This is a genomic window from Erwinia artemisiae (genome assembly GCF_051400835.1).
In the GTDB taxonomy this organism is placed as follows: domain Bacteria; phylum Pseudomonadota; class Gammaproteobacteria; order Enterobacterales; family Enterobacteriaceae; genus Erwinia; species Erwinia aeris.
On sequence record NZ_JBLFFM010000004.1, the window covers coordinates 20,952 to 37,791 of the forward strand.

General features: G+C 57.9%; 15 protein-coding genes. 7 read left to right on the forward strand and 8 right to left on the reverse strand.

Annotation, left to right across the window (positions count from 1 at the left end; genetic code table 11):
- Nucleotides 1-3: 3 nt before the first annotated feature.
- Entirely contained in the window at nt 4-1,683 is a 1,680-nt protein-coding gene (locus ACMGEE_RS10700; RefSeq protein WP_301289833.1) for a sensor histidine kinase, read from the reverse strand.
- A 218-nt stretch (nt 1,684-1,901) separates the two neighbouring features.
- Between ACMGEE_RS10700 and ACMGEE_RS10705 the strand changes: the two genes are divergently transcribed.
- Both ACMGEE_RS10705 and alaC read left to right on the forward strand, forming a co-directional pair.
- A complete protein-coding gene (locus tag ACMGEE_RS10705) occupies nt 1,902-2,426 on the forward strand; it encodes a GNAT family N-acetyltransferase (protein WP_253459546.1) in 525 nt (174 codons plus the stop codon).
- 105 nt (nt 2,427-2,531) lie between these two features.
- On the forward strand, nt 2,532-3,770 hold the full coding sequence (gene alaC / locus ACMGEE_RS10710) for an alanine transaminase (protein WP_436830017.1): 1,239 nt from the start codon (nt 2,532-2,534) through the stop codon (nt 3,768-3,770).
- Nucleotides 3,771-3,822: 52 nt separating this feature from the next.
- On the opposite strand, the gene ypdK is transcribed toward alaC, so the two are convergent.
- The 3 genes from ypdK to ACMGEE_RS10725 form a co-directional block, all read right to left on the reverse strand.
- On the reverse strand, nt 3,823-3,894 hold the full coding sequence (ypdK, locus tag ACMGEE_RS10715; protein ID WP_125290871.1) for a membrane protein YpdK: 72 nt from the start codon (nt 3,892-3,894) through the stop codon (nt 3,823-3,825).
- A gap of 197 nt (nt 3,895-4,091) precedes the next feature.
- Nucleotides 4,092-5,114 carry an HlyD family secretion protein gene (locus ACMGEE_RS10720; RefSeq protein WP_301253310.1) on the reverse strand — a complete coding sequence of 341 codons (1,023 nt, stop codon included), beginning with the start codon at nt 5,112-5,114 and terminating at the stop codon, nt 4,092-4,094.
- Between the two features lie 5 nt (nt 5,115-5,119).
- Complete coding sequence (locus tag ACMGEE_RS10725; RefSeq protein ID WP_369895764.1) at nt 5,120-6,718, reverse strand: MFS transporter; 1,599 nt, start codon at nt 6,716-6,718, stop codon at nt 5,120-5,122.
- A 162-nt stretch (nt 6,719-6,880) separates the two neighbouring features.
- Between ACMGEE_RS10725 and ACMGEE_RS10730 the strand changes: the two genes are divergently transcribed.
- The 3 genes from ACMGEE_RS10730 (at nt 6,881) to ACMGEE_RS10740 (ending at nt 8,745) form a co-directional block, all read left to right on the forward strand.
- Nucleotides 6,881-7,663 carry an IclR family transcriptional regulator gene (locus tag ACMGEE_RS10730; protein ID WP_253459558.1) on the forward strand — a complete coding sequence of 261 codons (783 nt, stop codon included), beginning with the start codon at nt 6,881-6,883 and terminating at the stop codon, nt 7,661-7,663.
- A 12-nt stretch (nt 7,664-7,675) separates the two neighbouring features.
- Nucleotides 7,676-8,128 carry a universal stress protein gene (locus tag ACMGEE_RS10735; protein ID WP_125290848.1) on the forward strand — a complete coding sequence of 151 codons (453 nt, stop codon included), beginning with the start codon at nt 7,676-7,678 and terminating at the stop codon, nt 8,126-8,128.
- Between the two features lie 332 nt (nt 8,129-8,460).
- Entirely contained in the window at nt 8,461-8,745 is a 285-nt protein-coding gene (locus ACMGEE_RS10740; RefSeq protein WP_436830018.1) for a hypothetical protein, read from the forward strand.
- 111 nt (nt 8,746-8,856) lie between these two features.
- On the opposite strand, the gene ACMGEE_RS10745 is transcribed toward ACMGEE_RS10740, so the two are convergent.
- A complete protein-coding gene (locus ACMGEE_RS10745) occupies nt 8,857-9,000 on the reverse strand; it encodes a hypothetical protein (protein ID WP_253461313.1) in 144 nt (47 codons plus the stop codon).
- Between the two features lie 290 nt (nt 9,001-9,290).
- Between ACMGEE_RS10745 and ACMGEE_RS10750 the strand changes: the two genes are divergently transcribed.
- Nucleotides 9,291-10,172, forward strand: coding sequence for an SMP-30/gluconolactonase/LRE family protein (locus tag ACMGEE_RS10750; RefSeq protein WP_436830019.1), 882 nt, complete (start codon nt 9,291-9,293; stop codon nt 10,170-10,172).
- Nucleotides 10,173-10,191: 19 nt separating this feature from the next.
- Here the strand turns inward: ACMGEE_RS10750 and ACMGEE_RS10755 are convergent, their stop codons facing one another.
- Together ACMGEE_RS10755 and ACMGEE_RS10760 are read right to left on the reverse strand one after the other, a co-directional pair.
- On the reverse strand, nt 10,192-11,415 hold the full coding sequence (locus ACMGEE_RS10755; protein WP_301253304.1) for an L-lactate MFS transporter: 1,224 nt from the start codon (nt 11,413-11,415) through the stop codon (nt 10,192-10,194).
- A gap of 251 nt (nt 11,416-11,666) precedes the next feature.
- On the reverse strand, nt 11,667-12,911 hold the full coding sequence (locus ACMGEE_RS10760) for a mechanosensitive ion channel family protein (protein WP_253459568.1): 1,245 nt from the start codon (nt 12,909-12,911) through the stop codon (nt 11,667-11,669).
- 283 nt (nt 12,912-13,194) lie between these two features.
- Between ACMGEE_RS10760 and ACMGEE_RS10765 the strand changes: the two genes are divergently transcribed.
- A complete protein-coding gene (locus ACMGEE_RS10765; protein ID WP_436830020.1) occupies nt 13,195-15,114 on the forward strand; it encodes a methyl-accepting chemotaxis protein in 1,920 nt (639 codons plus the stop codon).
- A gap of 106 nt (nt 15,115-15,220) precedes the next feature.
- Here ACMGEE_RS10765 and ACMGEE_RS10770 read toward each other — a convergent pair whose 3' ends face one another.
- The gene (locus ACMGEE_RS10770; RefSeq protein WP_436830021.1) at nt 15,221-16,834 is read right to left on the reverse strand and encodes an NAD-dependent malic enzyme; all 1,614 of its coding nucleotides are present in this window, start codon (nt 16,832-16,834) and stop codon (nt 15,221-15,223) included.
- Nucleotides 16,835-16,840 lie beyond the last annotated feature (6 nt).

The window sequence follows — 16,840 nt, forward strand, 5'->3', positions numbered from 1 at the left end:
GCCCTAAGCCGTCAGTGAAACACGTTCGGGCAGAGTCGCCCCTTTTTTGGTGATATAAAAAGCAATTTCGGTGCCCGGATGGCGACGGTGAATATGCAGCCCCTCGCCGTAAAGCAGCCTGACGCGGTGATGCACGTTGAGCAGGCCAATCTTGTTGCCGGGCATCTCGTTGCGCTCCACGCGCTGGATCACCTCTTCGCTGATGCCGTTGCCCGTATCGCGCACCGCAATACGTATCCGCTCGCCCGCATCCTGCACGCTGATGGTGACCACACCTTTGCCGCGACAGGGATGTACGCCGTGCACGATGGCGTTTTCCACCAGCGGCTGGATCAGCAGGCTGGGCAGCGAGCAGCTGATGTCTTCGTCAATTTCATAAATGACCGTCAGCTTATCGCCAAAACGCGCCTGTTCGATGGCGATATAATCTTTGATTTGATAAAGCTCTTTTTTAATATCAATGATTTCGTCGTCGTTCAGCTCCAGGTTGTAACGTAGATAGCGCGAAAGGTTGCTGATCAGCTGCCTGGCGGTATCGGGATTCAGGCGGATCGACGACGAGATGGCGTTCAGCGCGTTAAACAGAAAGTGCGGGTTTATTTTGCTTTGCAGCGCGCGTAGCTCGGCCTTATTCGCCATTTCACGCAGCTGTTCGGCGCGGGAAACTTCCAGCTGCGTGGAGATAATTTGCGACAGACCGATGGCCATTTCCCGCAGCGACCAGGTAATGCGGTGCGCGTGGCGATAGTAAATTTTCAGCGTGCCGGTGACTTCGCCCAGCTCCCGCAGCGGGATCACAATCATTGAATGGATTTCCGGCGTGCGGTGCGCCTCATCGTTGTTGCGGATAATGATTTCGCCATTGGCGATAGCTCTGGCCGTGGTCGGGCTGATGCCGTCGTCGCCTTCGCGGTAATTCTGCTCGCCAACGCCAACATAGGCCAGGATCTGATTTTTGTTGGTGATGGCAACCGCATCCGCGCTGATATCGTCGCGAATAATTTCGCAGACTTTACGCAGCGAACGGCTGTTGACCTGGCGAAACAGCGGCAGCGTTTTATTGGCGATATCCAGCGCCAGCTTGGCCTGACGGGCGGCTATCGCCTCTTTTTCGCCCTCGACGCTCTGGATCAGCAGCACGATCAGGCCGATGCTGACCGCGCCCAGGATCATCGGCACGGCGATCTCTTCGACGATCGCCAGGCCCAGCGCGTAAGGTCTGGCCCAGACCAGGATCAAGATCATCGTCAACGACTCACACAGCATGCCGCCGATAATGCCGACGCTCCAGCGCCGCGCTTTGGCGACCTTCAGGTTAATCCAGCCTGCGGCAACGCCCGCGATAATGCTGGTGATCAGGCAGGGCACCGAGGTGACGCCGTGGACATCGATTAAAAAACGGTGCAGCCCGGCCACCACGCCGGTCACAATACCGACCCACGGGCCAAACAGGATACCGCCAGCCATAATCGCGATGGTGCGCACGTTCACCAGCGAGCCGTCAACGTTGATGCCGCTCCAGGTGCCAAACAGCGCGAACAGCGAGAAGATAGCCGTTACCGCCACCAGCTCCTGACGTGAGTGCTCATCTTTCTGTAACAGTTGACGAAAATGACGGGTGCGTGTCATAAAAAACAGGCAGATAAGCATAAGAGCGGCGCGATCTAATACCGCAAGCAACATCTCAAACATCGAATGCACGGGCGCCTCGGCTGGCGGAGAAACAGTAGCGACATAATAAGGAAAGCGAGCGGGATGCGCCAGGCAAGCGCGCGCCGATTTCAGTCAATCCCTGTCTGGATCAATTTTGTTACGATTAGCCGTGCGTAAGGTATCAAGGTAGCCTCGCTGCAAAGCCTGGGTGAAAAGGGGAAACCCTGGTAACAAAAAGGGGATGTATCATGCAATTAACGACCGAAAGATTGCTGTTGGAAAAGCTCCAGCCGGAAGACTGGTCGCTGTTCCACGAGGTGCACAGCGATCCCGTCAGTATGCAGTTTATCAGCGCCGTCCCGCAGCTGGCGGATATCCGGCAGCGCTTTCAGACCCGACTACAGCCCTGGCAGGTAACCAGCCTGCATATGCTTTGTTTAACCGTGCGGCTGCGGGCAAGCGGCGAGGCGATAGGGCTGATAGGCGCGAATGCGGAATGGACGCCCTGGCGGCAGGCCGAAGTCGGCTACTCGCTGCTGAACCGCTATACCGGCAAGGGCTACGGCAGCGAGGCGCTTGGCGCGATGGCCGCTTACCTGCTCAGCCAGTGTCGCTTCCACAAGCTGACCGCGCAGGTGGTGGAGGGCAACTGGCCTTCGCGACGCGTTCTGGAAAAAAACGGCTTCCGGCTTGAGGGCACGCTGCGGGAAAATTATCTGCTGCGCGGCGAGTGGGTTGACGACTGGCTGTTCGGCAAGCTGGAATCAGATTAATTCGGCTCGACAGCCTGGCGAACTCTGCGCTATGTTGGCTCTTCGACCATTTTCTGGTCAGCGTCGCTCGGACGGTTCCGGGCGCTAACGTACTCAGAGGTCTTTATGGCTGACAACATATCCGCACGCCGATTTTCCCGTATTGAACGCCTTCCGCCCTATGTTTTTAATATCACTGCCGAACTGAAGATGGCGGCGCGCCGTCGCGGCGAAGATATTATCGATTTCAGCATGGGCAACCCGGACGGCCCTACGCCGCCCCATATCGTTGAAAAACTCTGCTCGGTGGCGCAACGAGAGGATACGCACGGCTATTCGACCTCGCGCGGCATCCCGCGTTTGCGCCGGGCAATTTCACGCTGGTATGCCGATCGCTATCAGGTGGATATCGACCCGGAGTCAGAAGCGATTGTGACCATCGGCTCGAAAGAGGGGCTGGCGCACCTGATGCTGGCTACGCTCGATCATGGCGATACCGTGCTGGTGCCGAATCCCAGCTACCCCATCCACATTTACGGCGCGGTTATCGCGGGCGCTCAGGTGCGCTCCGTGCCGCTGGTGGAAGGCGTGGACTTCTTTAACGAGCTGGAGCGTGCCATTCGCGAAAGCTATCCCAAACCCAAAATGATGATCCTTGGCTTTCCGTCCAATCCTACTGCGCAGTGCGTCGAGCTGGACTTTTTCGAGCGCGTGATCGCGCTGGCCAAACAATATAACGTGCTGGTGATCCACGATCTGGCCTATGCCGATATCGTCTATGATGGCTGGAAAGCGCCTTCGATTATGGAAGTGCCGGGCGCTCGCGACGTGGCAGTAGAGTTTTTCACGCTCTCCAAAAGCTACAATATGGCGGGCTGGCGTATCGGCTTTATGGTCGGCAACAAAGAGCTGGTCGCCGCGCTGGCGCGGATCAAAAGCTATCACGATTACGGCACCTTTACGCCGCTGCAGGTTGCCGCCATCGCCGCGCTGGAGGGCGATCAGCAGTGCGTGCGGGATATCGCGCAGCAGTACAAGCGCCGCCGCGACGTGCTGGTGAAAGGGCTGCACGAGGCGGGCTGGATGGTGGAGATGCCCAAGGCCTCGATGTATGTCTGGGCGAAAATCCCGGACCACTATGCACATATGGGTTCGCTGGAGTTTGCTAAGCATATGTTGCAGGAGGCGAAGGTCTGCGTCTCGCCGGGCATCGGTTTTGGCGACTACGGTGATACGCACGTGCGCTTTGCGCTGATTGAAAACAGCGACCGTATTCGCCAGGCGGTAAGAGGGATTAAAGCGATGTTCCGCGCCGACGGTATTCTGCCGGGAACGGTAAAAAGCGAGGCGGACCAGGGTAGTTAAGAACAACTGTTAAGGGCAGGCCAGGCGCCTGCCTTTTTCGTTAGCCGGCGGGCTACAGCATCAAATAGAAGGTGCCTGCCCAGGCCAGCAACAGAAACGAAATGCCCATTAATGCATATTTCACGAAAAAACTCCTTTAAGCGATGATAGCCAGAACCTGCGTCGCCGCGTTTTCCGGTTCAGGCCGTCAGCTTCCGTCACAGGAACGCCTGCTAATTTACCCGCACCGAGCGGCAAAATAAAGCCGGCATTCCCAGGAATTATCTTTTTTTTCAGGAGCCTGCTTTACGCGCGGGCGTTGAATAAACCGCCCGCGTCCGGTCAGCGGGCCAGCTCCGGCACCACCGACATACCTACCTTCAGGCGCGCCAGATCGGGCTGGCCCGGTTCAAGCAGGATTTTGACCGGCAAACGCTGCGCTACTTTGGTGAAGTTGCCCGTGGCGTTATCGGCGGCGATAGCGGCAAACGTCGAGCCGGTGGCAGGCGCTATGCTATCCACATGACCACGCAGCGTGACGCCAGGCAGTGCGTCCACGCTCAGCGTAACGCCAGCACCGGCCTCTACGCCAGCCAGCTGCGTTTCCAGGAAGTTTGCCACCACGTAAGTTTGCTGTAGCGGCACCACGGCCATCAGACGCGTCCCGGCGGCAACCCAGGCGCCCTGGCGTGCCGCTCGCTGACCGACGGCGCCGTCGATTGGTGCGGTGATAACGGTATAAGAAAGATTCAGCCGCGCCTGATCGACGCTGGCGGTTGACGCGGCGATATCCGCTTTAGCCTGGCGCAGGCTGGCTTCCAGCACGCCCACTTCTTTACGGGCGGCCAGCGCGGCGGCCTGGCTTTGACGCAGCTGCGCCGCCGCTTCCTGCATGGATGCGCTGGTTTTCTGCTGCTCGTCTGCCGTGGCGGTGCCGCTTTTCAGCAGGCGGCGATAGCGTTCGGCATTCTGCCCGGCATAGTTCAGGGTCGCCTGGCTGGCCGCGACGGCGGCGTCGTTTTGCGCAATGGTCGCCTGCTGCTGCTCAAGCTGGGCCTGAACGCTGGCCAGCTTAGCCTGGCTGACCGCCAGGTTCGCTTCGGCAGTTTCCAGCGCGACGCGGTAGTCACGATCGTCAATCGTCGCCAGCACGTCGCCCGCTTTTACCTGCTGGTTATCGCCGACGTTAACGGTGCGAATATAGCCGGAAACTTTCGGCGCGATGGCCGTGTAGTCGGCGGTCACTACGGCATCATCGGTACGGGCCTGATGGCGGCTCATGGCCGACCAGACGAAAAAGGCGATCCCCAGCAGTACCAGCAGCAGCGCGGCCAGCGTTAAGGTTCTTTTTGCAGGTGTGAACATTGTTATTATCTCACGGCTTTAGTTTGAGTTTGAATAAGGGTTTGCGGCGGCCAGACACGTTTAGGCAGCCAGGCGGTCAGCAGCACCAGCAGCAGCGCGAAGCCGATCAGCAGCAGGTAGGCGTCGCTGATGCTGAGGATCACCGCCTGGTGCTTAAGCAGCGTGGCGAAATGACCTAAATTTTCGGCCGAGCTGGCTGAACCGTCCGGCAGCAGCGGCTTCATCGCGGAGGCATCGGCGCTGTTCGCCGCCGTCATCAGCCACGGACGATTGCCCAGCTGATCGACCAGGGTGTGTGAATGAAACTTTTCCCGGTGGGTCAGAAAATTCTCTACCAGGCTGCCGGCCGCCACGCTGGAAAAGCCGCGCACGGTATTAAACATCGCCGAGGCGTACGGCCCTTCAGGCGGCAGGATCACGCTGGTGGCGCTCATCAACACCGGCAGAATCAACATTGGCTGCCCAAAAGCCTGTAGCAACTGGATCAGCCAGAAATTTTGCCTGGCCCAGTCGTCGGTCAGCTGCGCGCCCATCAGGCACGACACGCTGAGCAGCGCCGCGCCGCAGGTCAGCATCCAGCGGCAGTCGATCCAGCGCAGGTTCAGCAGGAAAGCCATAAAAGGCGCAATCAGCAGCTGCGGCAGGCCGATAGCCAGCGCCAGCGGCGCAAACTGCACGGTGCGGAACCCTTCCACCTGAGCGAAATAAGCCGAAGGCAGGGCGGAGCCGGAAAGCGCCACCAGCAGCACGCCAGCCAGCACCAGCAGCCCGTGCGTTAAATTTTTACGCTGTAGCAGCTGCAATTTAAACAGCGGCAACGGATGCGACCACTCGTTGATTAAAAACGCTACCAGCAGCGCGATGGACGCGCACAGCATGCCGGTAATCAACGGCGATTGCAGCCAGTCGAGCCGCTCGCCCTGCGACAGCGTCAGCACCATCAGCGCAACGCCGCTACAGCCGGTCAGCATGCCGAACAGATCTATCTGCTTAAAACGCTCCAGGCGCAGCGGATCCTGCGGCAATCCCCAGCCAATCAGCACGCCGGCAAGCAGCAGCGGCGGCACAATCTGCCAGAACACAAACTGCCAGCCGACGGCATCGGTCCAGAAAGCCGCCAGCGAGGCGGCCACGTTGGGGCCGAAAGTGGCGGTTAAGGCATAGGCGGACAGCCCGTAAAGCTTGATGCCCGGCGGCAAAAAACGCAGCGCTACCGTCATCAGCAGCGGCGGCAGCGCGCCGCCGAACAGGCCCTGGATAACACGCAGGCCGATAAACAGCCCTGGCGTCGCGGCAAAGGGCTGCAGTATGCCGGCCAGCGCAAAACCAAACGCGACGGCCAGCGCAAAGCGGCGCAGCGAAAAGGTTACTGCAAACCAGGGCGCGACCATCATTGCCGCCACTTCGGCAGCCTGATAGGCCGAGGTAATCCAGGTCGCCCGATCGTAGCTAAAACCGATAGCGGCGCGAACGTCGGCCAGCGCTAAGTCGGTTACGCGATCGTTAAGTCCTGAGGTCAGCGCAGCAATCAGCACGCCCACCAGACCCAGCGCCAGACGCAGGGTAAAAGGATGGGTGGCCGGGGCTGCGGGTTGAGCGTTCATAGCCGGTGCTCCGCAAGAAAAGATGAAGTGATGCACTGTATTGCATTGTGATACATTGGCGGCAGATATTACATGGTGATTGACTGTATTGCAATGCGATACAGCCTGCCGGAGAGGGGAAAAGAGTGCTACAGTATCGCCATCAACAAGGAAGGAGATCTCATGTCTGAACCTGCAGCTTTACGCGACGAGGAGCGTACCGGCGGTATCCAGGTTATCTCACGCGCGGCAAAAATTCTGGACGCGTTGGGCGACAGCCCCAACGGCATGAGCCTGGGCGAAATCGCTCAGGCCGTCGATCTGCCCCGCTCAACCGTGCAGCGTATCGTTGGCGCGCTGGATTCGGTGCAGCTGGTGCGCAGTCACGGCGCGGGCGGCGTGCGTCTTGGCCCGGCGCTGCTGCGGCTGATCGCCAGTGTGCACACCGATGTGGTGGCGATTGTGCAGCCGTGGCTACAGGCGTTGAGCGACGCCACGGGCGAAACGGTGTCGCTGGCCCGCGCCAGCGGATTACAGCTGGCTATCGTGCATTACGTGGTCGCCGATCGCGAGCTGCGCGTGGTGCCGCGCATCGGGCTGAACCTGCCGCTTTACAGCACTTCCGGCGGCCGTGCGCTGCTGGCGCTGGACAGCGACGAAGAGGCCAGGGCGTGGGTAGGTGATGCCTACGAAGCGATTACCGAACTGACCGTCAAAGCGTATCCCGATTTGATGGAAAGACTGCAGGAAATCCGCCGCACCGGTCTCTCTTACGATCGTGGCGAGACGCTGGAAGGGATCTCCACCATGGCGGTAGCGATAGATACCATACTGGGACGCTTTTCCATCAGCCTGCTGGTGCCTTCTGCCCGTTTTCAAAAGCACGAAGCGCTCTTTCGCGAAGAGATCCTGAAGTGCAAAGAGGCTCTGGTGGATGAAATTGGCAAAGCGACTTTACGTGACTGACAGGAGCGGCAAATGAAAAAGCTTTTAGTGGCGGTGGATAATTCGGCGCTGGCGCGCAAGGTGGTTTCCCTGGCGACAGAGCAGGCACGCGCGCTTGATGCGGACGTGGTGGTGTTGTGCTGTGTCGACGCCAGCTATGCCAGCACGACGGCGGATTACGTTATTGAGGCGGGGGAAGATCCCGGCGACTTCGGCAGCGCGCTGGACGAGCAAAACACGGCGGAAGCCGCCGTTCGCCAGGCGCTGGCGGAGCTACAGGGCAGCGGCGTTCGCGCTACGGGGCGGGTGCTGGCGGGCGAATCCGCCGAAACTATCGTAGCCCACGCCAACCAGATTGGCGCCGCGATGATTATTATGGGTCGCCGCCATCTCTCTTCCTTTAATCGCCTGCTGAAAGGATCGGTCAGCGCTGCCGTTATTGAGCGAGCCAGCTGCCCGGTGCTGGTCGACGTGCGCGCCGACTGAGCGCATGCCTTTTTATAACGGCACTTCAGGTTAATTTCTCAGCGGGCGCAGCGAATATAATAGCGTCCGCTTCCCGAATTTAGCGCAAAAAAAAGCCCGCTCGCCGCGGGCATAAATCTTTGTAATTATAAATAAAATTCCTGGTGTTGCGCAGACATGTCGCTGTGTCTGGATGTATATTGGCATTCATTTTCGCCTCGCGCTACACGGCAGCCTGAATCGATTCAATCGGTAAAATATTGCATCACGGTTAAAGAAGTGCAAAAGCGGTTTTTTCCGATGGTATCGCCGTGCCGCTTAAGTAAGATGCGTCGGCAAAGAAAGGAGTTAAGATGAAAAAAATAATTGGCGCGCTGGCGCTTGCTGTTTTGCTGTCCGCTGGCTGTACTTCCCACAAGCCCGGCGCTTTTGAAAAGGTAGCAGAAGACCCTGCGGTAAATAGCGTGCTTTATCGTTTCGATCCCGATACGGTAAACAAAACGGCCATGGAGCAGGATGTCGAGCATTATTGCTCGGAGCGCGGCTTTGATAAAGTCGAGCCGATAAAGCCGCAGGAAAGTCGACTGCCAGGGTTAATGAAAGCCTGGTATCAGTGTAATTACAGCATTAAAAGCTAATAAAAGAAGGCGGGTAATTACCCGCCTTGAAGACTGCATTTTATTTTTATATTGCCGTGTGCAGGCTTTGCCCGCTTTCAGGATGAAAGAACTTCACCCATTTATAATTCTTTACCAGCCCCTGTGCTGGCCATGGTGTCCGCCGTGATGATAGCCCGGCCCGCCGTGGTGGTGGCCGCGATAGCCGTCATGAATAATACAGCCGCTCAGCATACTTATTACGCCCAGAAGCGCAATCGATCTAATTAGTTTCATTATTCTTACTCTCTCGCTTTCCAATAGCTAACACTCTACAAAACAAAAGTGGAGGAATAATGCCGCTTTTGTAGAGTTATTAGAGTAAATATTTCCAAATAATTCAGTATGGAAATTTTGCGATCTATTCCACCAGAAAGAAATAAGAGAAGGCTTAAAAGACCCACTTTTAACACAGAATGTTCTTAAATAGACTTCTTTATCCGGTCGAATGAAAAATTTGCGTTAATAACGGCAGAAAAGGATTTATGCGATAGACTTAAGGCAATTTTTCAAGACAAGGACATGCTATGCGTTATCAGGTTAAAAATGTGCTGGCGGCCCAGGCAGAGCTGGGCGAGTGCCCGGTCTGGTCAGTGCGCGAACAGGCGCTTTACTTTGTCGATATTCTGGCGCCTGCGCTGCATCGCTTCGATCCGCAAAGCGGCGAGCATAAAATCATGCCGGTGCCGGAACATATCGGCTGTTTTGGCCTGAACGAGCAGGGCGGCTTCGTGCCGGCGCTGCGCAGCGGCGTTTGCCTGCTGGATGAAGAAGGCATCATCACCCGGCGCGTGGCGGCCAATCCTGGTGAAGCGGCCTTCAGCCGTTTTAACGACGGCCGCGTTGACCGACACGGGCGCTTCTGGTGCGGCAGCCTGTGGGAGCCGCAGGATCGCAACGGCGGCAAGCTCTGTCGCCTGGACGAGCATCTGCGCCTGACCGTCGAGGCGGAAGACATCAAAATTTCCAACGGGCTGGCCTTTTCGCCTGATGATAAATGGATGTACCACACCGACACGCCCAACGGCGTGCTTTATCGCTATCCGGTCGATGACAAGGGCGATATCGGCCCGCGTGAAGTCATCCGGCATTTTGTGCAGGAACAAGGCGGCCTGCCCGATGGCGCAGCGGTAGACAGCGAAGGGTTCTACTGGTCGGCGATGTTTGACGGCTCGCGGGTCATTCGTCTTAATCCGGTCACCGGCGAAATCGTGGATGAGATCCCGCTGCCGGTGCGCTGGCCGACGATGGTCGCTTTTGGCGGGCCAGATTTGAAAACGCTCTATATTACGAGTTCACGCGAAGATCGAAGCGCAGAGGAGCTGGCGGCTTATCCGCAGTCTGGCGATGTGTTTGCCGTGGAGGTCGCCGTTGCGGGCCTGCCGGAACCGCTTTTCCGGCAGGCATAAGGTAAGTAAGAAGAGTCAACTACAGCGGCTGCGCCTGACGCAGCCCTTCTGCGGCTTTAGCCGGACAGTGCGGCAGACGGATAGTCAGCGACATAATCAGCGACAGCACCAGCAGCGCCATAATCAGGCTAAAGGTCACCATAAAGCCGCCAAACAGCGAAGCAATTAGCGAGCCCAGCACGCTGCCAATGCCGAAGCCCAGATAGATCAGGCCGTAGTTTTTGGTCAGGTTGTTCAGGCCGAAAAAGTCGCTGACCAGCGAAGGATAAACGGTGATGGTGCCGCCGAAGCTGAAGGCCACGCAGGCTACGGAAATAAAGAAGGTGGTTTCGGTCATATGGCTGAACAGTAAAATGCCCATGCCCGCCAGCGAAACGATTTGCGCCAGCGTAATCACGCGAATGCGCGCCATCCTGTCGGAAAGGATCCCCAGCACCAGACGACCGCTCAGGTTGGCAATAGCAATAACCGTAACGGCACTGGCTGCGGTTTGCGTGGAAAGATTAACCATGCCTTCGCCAATATCCTTCGCCACGCCAATGACGTACAGCCCGCTCATACAGGCGGTCAGAAACATTACCGCTAACATCCAGTACTGCGGCAGACGCGCCGCCTGGGTCAGCGAAAAGTCGCGAACGCTGGCGGCGTCGCCTGCTACCGCCTGCTGTTTCGGCGCGTCTTTCATCAGCAGCGCGCCGGCGATAATCATCGCCATCGCTATACCGCCCCAGATCAGGAAAGTGTGCTCCAGGCTGTTTACGCTCAGCAAATAGCTGCAAATAAATTTAAAGCCCAGGCTGCCCAGCCCATAAGCGCCAATCGCACAGGCCGAAATCACGCCTTTGCGTTCGGGAAACCACTTCACGCAGTTGGAAAGCGTCATCAGGTAGCCCGCGCCGTCGGCCAGACCAACCAGTACGCCCGCGCTCAGATAGAGCATAAACAGGCTGTCGGCCTGCGAAGTCAGCCAGAAGCCGAAAGCCATCAGCACGCCCGCGCCGATCGTTACGTTGCGCACGCCAAAGCGTTCCTGAAGCTTTCCGGCCAGCGAAGAGGAGATGGCCAGCCCCAGGCTCAGCAGGCCGAAAGAGAAGGCGACCTGGCTAACCGACGCCTCCAGCTTGTGGGAGAGCTGGCCGTTGAACAGGCTCCAGGTATAAACCGAACCCAGCGCAAACTGCGTAATAATGGTGCCGGCCAGGGTTAGCCAGCGAACGCGAGAACTGACGGTTGGTGTGCTCATGGGGATGCTCCCGGAAAGAGTAATAAATTAAGCACAGAATACGGCGGGTTTTAGCAATGCGGGGCGAAGAGGGCATGAACTGCCGTCATTCAGGAATGAAATGCCGCTGAGGCGGAATGAACGGCGGCGTAAAATGCAGCGAAAGCAGGGAAACGACGGGCGCAAGCAGACAGGAGCAGCGGCGAAACGACGGGGGCAGGCGTACAAAATCAGGCTAAGCGACGGGCGCAAGGCTGCGCCCGTCCGAGGCGTTACTCCGCCGACTGGATGCGCAGGTTACGCAGATCGTTGCCGGTCGGCGTCTGATGCACGCGCAAACCGAACTCCGGCAGAACGGCAAAAATATGGTCAAAGATATCGGACTGGATCCTTTCATATTCCAGCCAGACGGTGGTGTTGGTAAAAACGTAGATCTCCAGCGGCAGGCCGTCCGCGCCCGGCGCCAGCTGACGCACCATCAGCGTCATGCCTTTATGCGTGTGCGGATGCGCCCTGAGCCAGGCCTCCAGCCAGGCGCGAAATGTGCCGATATTGGTCATGCGGCGGCCGTTCAGCGGCGTGCTGGTATCCAGACCGGCGTTATAGGCCGAAACCTCCTGCATTTTGCTTTCCAGGTAGGGCGTCAGCAGCTGAGCGCGCTTCAGTCTGGCTACCTCATCTTCGCTCAGAAAGTGAATGCTGGTGGTATCAATATTAATGCTGCGTTTGATGCGGCGGCCGCCCGACTCCGACATTGCTCGCCAGTTTTTAAAGGAGTCGGAAATCAACGCGTAGGTAGGAATAGTGGTAATAGTGTTATCCCAGTTGCGCACTTTTACCGTGGTCAGCGCGATATCCACCACCGAGCCGTCCGCGCCATATTTCGGCATATCCAGCCAGTCGCCCAGCTTCAGCATATTGTTGGCGGAGAGCTGGATCCCGGCCACCAGCCCCAGAATGGGATCCTTAAAGACCAGCATCAGCACGGCGGTCATCGCGCCCAGACCGGTCAGCAGCACCAGCGGCGATTTACCGATAAGCACCGAGATAATCATCAGCGCCACCAGCAGCGCGGCAATCAGCTTCAGGCTCTGGAAAATCCCGCGCAGCGGCATCTGGCTGGCCATTGCGCTTTTCTCCGACAGCTCCAGAAAAATATCCAGCAGCGAGAAGAACATCAGCAGGCCGAATACCATGATCCAGACCTCGCTAAGGATCATCAGCGCGCTGTAAGCCGGTTCCAGGCCGGAGAGAAACAGCTCCAGCTGGATTTGCAGAAAAACGCCCTGCATCAGCAGCGCAAAGCGGCTGAAAAGCTTGTTATCTATCAGTGATTTTGGCCACTGACGGCTCGATTTTTCCGCCATACGCCGCAGCAGAGGCAGCAGCACACGGTGTAACAGGCCGTGCGCTATCAGGGAAATCAGCAGAATGACGGCCAGAACGGCCACGAGCGCAATCAGCGGCGCCCAGGGCACAGCGAATGCGTTGAGCTGCGCAAGAATAAAATGGTGCATATGGTTAGTTCCCTCTAATCAGGTCAGTCCAGAACGCGCGAAAACAGCGCGTTATGACGCAGAAGCAGATGTTCTGCGCGGCGTCAGGGTAGCCTGGCCGCTGTGGCAAAATCAAATCGGATTTTCCTCAGGGTTTTATGCTGCGCTACGGGCGTTATCACCCGGCAGGCGCGTTCAGGTTTTAGCCAGCTTTGCCGATAATCCGCGTAAGCGCTGACGAAATATCGCGCAATTCAACTATTCAGGCGCCGTTTTGCCACTGTTCTGTTTTGAGGAATACATTATGCCGGGGATACCAGTTCGTCTGTCAGGGAAATTGATCTTTGGCGGCATTTCGATGCTGCTGTTAACCATGCTGCTGGTTTGGTTCGCTATTACCCTGCGCGGACAGCCGCGCGTGGTCGAGGCCAGCAACAGCCTGATCCAGCAAACCGGTGAAAACATCGTGGGCCAGCTGAATCAGCAGCTGCTGCGTATTGAAGGTGAAGTAGTGAGCGTGGCGCGCCTGGCGGAAGTGCTGCCGCACCAGGAGACGCTGGTGAAAAGCGTGCTGCCGCAGATTATCGACAGCAAGGGCGATAAAAGCATTGCGGGCGGCGGTATCTGGCCGGAACCCAACGCCTTTACCGAAGGCGTTGCTCGCCGTAGCTTCTTCTGGTCTCGTGACGCAGGCGGCGCGCTGGCTTACTCAGACGGCTACAACGAGGCAGGCAGCGCTGGCTACCATAACGAGAGCTGGTACACCTCTGCCCGGGAAGCGTCGCGCAGCAAATGCAGCTGGTCGGAAGTTTATCAGGATCCGATTTCCCAGGTGAATATGGTCACCTGTAGCGTGCCTTACGTGCAGGGCGAAAAGTTTGCCGGCGTGGCGACTTTTGACGTGCTGCTGGATAACCTTTCCGGTTTTATGCAGAGCCACGGCAATCTGACCGGCGGCTACGCCTTTGCGCTGGATGGCGCGGGCAACGTGCTCTATTTCCCCGGCGGCAAAGATAAGGCGCTGAAGAAGTTCAGCGCGCTGGCGGCGGAAAAACCCTGGCTGGCGCCGGTGCTGAAGGGCATCGCGGAAAATAAAACCATGACTACCCTGAATCACATTCAGGATGGCGTACTGAATAAGCAGGCGCAGGTTACGCTGTTCAGGATGCCCGACACAGGCTGGATTATCGGCCTGGTAACGCCGCAGGCGAAAGTCACCGCGCTGGCGGATAATATCCTGCAGGATATCTTTATCGTGCTGATCCCGGCGCTGGTGGTTCTGCTTGTGCTGGTCTGGCTGTTTGCCCGTCGTCTGGCGGCAAGGCTGGAGTCAACCCGCGCGGCGCTGGATGAAATCGCCAACGGCGACGGCGACCTGACCCGTCGTCTGGCCACGGTCGGTAAAGATGAGATCGCCGAAATCGCGGTGTCGTTTAACCAGTTCGTCGATAAAATTGCAGGCGTGATCACCAGCGTGCAGGCCAGCGGCGTCAACGTGGCTGCCAGCGCCAGTTCGCTGGCGGAAGGCAATCAGGCGTTCTCGGCGAAAATCAGCGATCAGGCGGCGGCGCTGGAGCAGAGCGCGGCGGCAATGGAGCAGCTCAACGCCACGGTACAGCTGAATGCGGAAAATACCCGTCTGGCGGACTCCTTCACGGAGCAGACGGCGCAGATCGCCCGCAGCAGCAGCGAGGTAATGAATCAGGTGATTGCTACTATGGCTTCGATCAAAACGTCCTCCAGCCGCGTGGGCGAAATCCTCAGCGTGATTGATGGGATCGCCTTCCAGACCAATATACTGGCGCTGAACGCGGCGGTGGAAGCGGCCAGAGCGGGCGAACAGGGGCGTGGCTTTGCCGTGGTCGCGGCGGAAGTGCGTGCTCTGGCGCAGCGCAGCGCCGCTGCGGCGCAGGAGATCAAAGCATTGATTAGCGAGTCCGACACCACGGTGCTGGCCGGCAGTCGGCTGGTGGAAGGCGCGGGCGAAAAGCTGGCGGGCCTGGTGAACGACGTGCTGAAAGTCAAAGAGGTAGTGGGTGAAATCCGCGTAGCGGGCGACGAACAGAGCAAAGGCATCAGCGAGGTCACCCTGGCGGTGTCGCAGATGGAGCGCGGCATTCAGCAGAACCTGCTGCTGGTGACGCAGACGGCGGAAAACACCGAAGCGCTGCGCACGGAAGCCGCCCAGCTGGCGCAGGATATCTCCGCGTTCAGAGTGGCCTGACGGTCGCCAATAAAAACCCGGCATCGTGCCGGGTTTTTATTTTCGTTCCTGCATCGCCTTATGGAGAAGGGCGATGGCTTCAGGATAAAGGGTTACGCGATCTTTATCAGGCGTAATCCGGCCTGTAGATCAGCGTTTGCAGCCAGTCGTCAATCTCCAGCGGCTCTTCCACACCGGCCAAACCGTGCTTAAACAGGTAGCGTATCAGGCCGCTGGCTATGGCGATTTCCGTTTTAACGATATCGGCCTGGGAAGGATAGAGTTTCCCCTTTTCCCGCTCCGCCTTGCTGACCTGCCGTGCGCACAGGCGGGCCGCTTCGATAAACAGCTTGTCGTCCACGCGCGCCGGTCTGGCGGCGTAAATCGCCAGGCTGACCGCCGGGAAAATATAAAAATTATTCGCCTGGCCGGGATAGCGCGTTTCACCGTTAATTTTTTCTTCTCCGAACTGCACGCCCGCCGCAAACAGCGCCTTGCCGTCGCTCCATTCATAGGCCTGTTTTGCGGTACATTCCGCATTTTCGGTGGGATTGGAGAGTGCAAAAATGATTGGCCGGTCGTTCAGCTTACTCATCGCTTTTACCACGCCTTCGCTGAACAGCCCGCCCTGAGTGCTGACGCCAATCAGCATGGTGGGCTTAACGCGCTCAACCACTTTTTGCAGATCGCTTTCTGCGGGCATGTCGTGCGCATAGGCTTTTTGCGATGTATTCAGGTCGTCGCGCTCAGCGGTAATCAGTCCTTGTTTATCAAACAGCGTAATTGCCTGTTGCGCTTGTTCCCGATCGGCGCCTTCCTGCACCATAGCGTCAACCAGCATATTGGCGATACCGGTGCCTGCCGAACCTGCACCGGCAAACAGCACGCGCTGTTCCGCCAGCCTGCCGCCGGTTGTCTCCAGCGCGGTCAGCAGGCCCGCAAGCACCACGCTGGCAGTGCCCTGGATATCATCGTTATACACCAGCGCCTGCTGCTGGTAGCGCTGGAGATAGCGGATGGCGTCGTCGCCCTGCCAGTCCTCAAAATGGATGCAGCAGCCGGGAAATACGTCGTTGACGGCGGCGACAAATTCATCCAGCAGCTCGTCCAGCGCCTGCTGGTCAAGCTTTGCTTCCCGCAGGCCGGTATAAAGCGGATCGTCCCGAAGCTGTTTGTTGCCGGTGCCGATATCCAGATGCACCGGCAGCAGCCCCTGAGGCGGCACGGCGGCGCAGGCGGTATAAAGCTGCAGCTTACCCACCGGAATGGGCGCGCCGTTGGCGCCGATGTCGCCCAGCCCTAAGATGCGGCCACCAGATGTGACGCAGATAAAGCGCACCTCTTTTTGCGGCCAGTTACGCAAAACTTCTTTCAGTCGGCCTTTCATTTGCCGGGTCAGATACATGCCTTTGGGACGTCGATAGATATGGCCATATTTTCGGCAGGCGTCGGCGATAGTCGGATCGTAAACCAGCGGGATAAAAGTAACCGGATCGGACATCAGCGTGGCGTAAAACAGCGTTTCGTTGCGGTCAGCCAGCTCCTGCAAATAGATATACTTCTCAATATCGTCGGGTTTGTTGTCCAGATGTTCCAGCACACGCTGCATTTGCGTTGCCAGCGAATCCACCGCAGGCGGCAGCAGCCCTTCAAGATGCGCGTCCGCTCTTTCCTGCTGGCTGAAAGCGGTATCTTTATTCTGCGTGGCGGAAGCCAACAGGCGGTAGTCTGGTCTGGTCATCACATT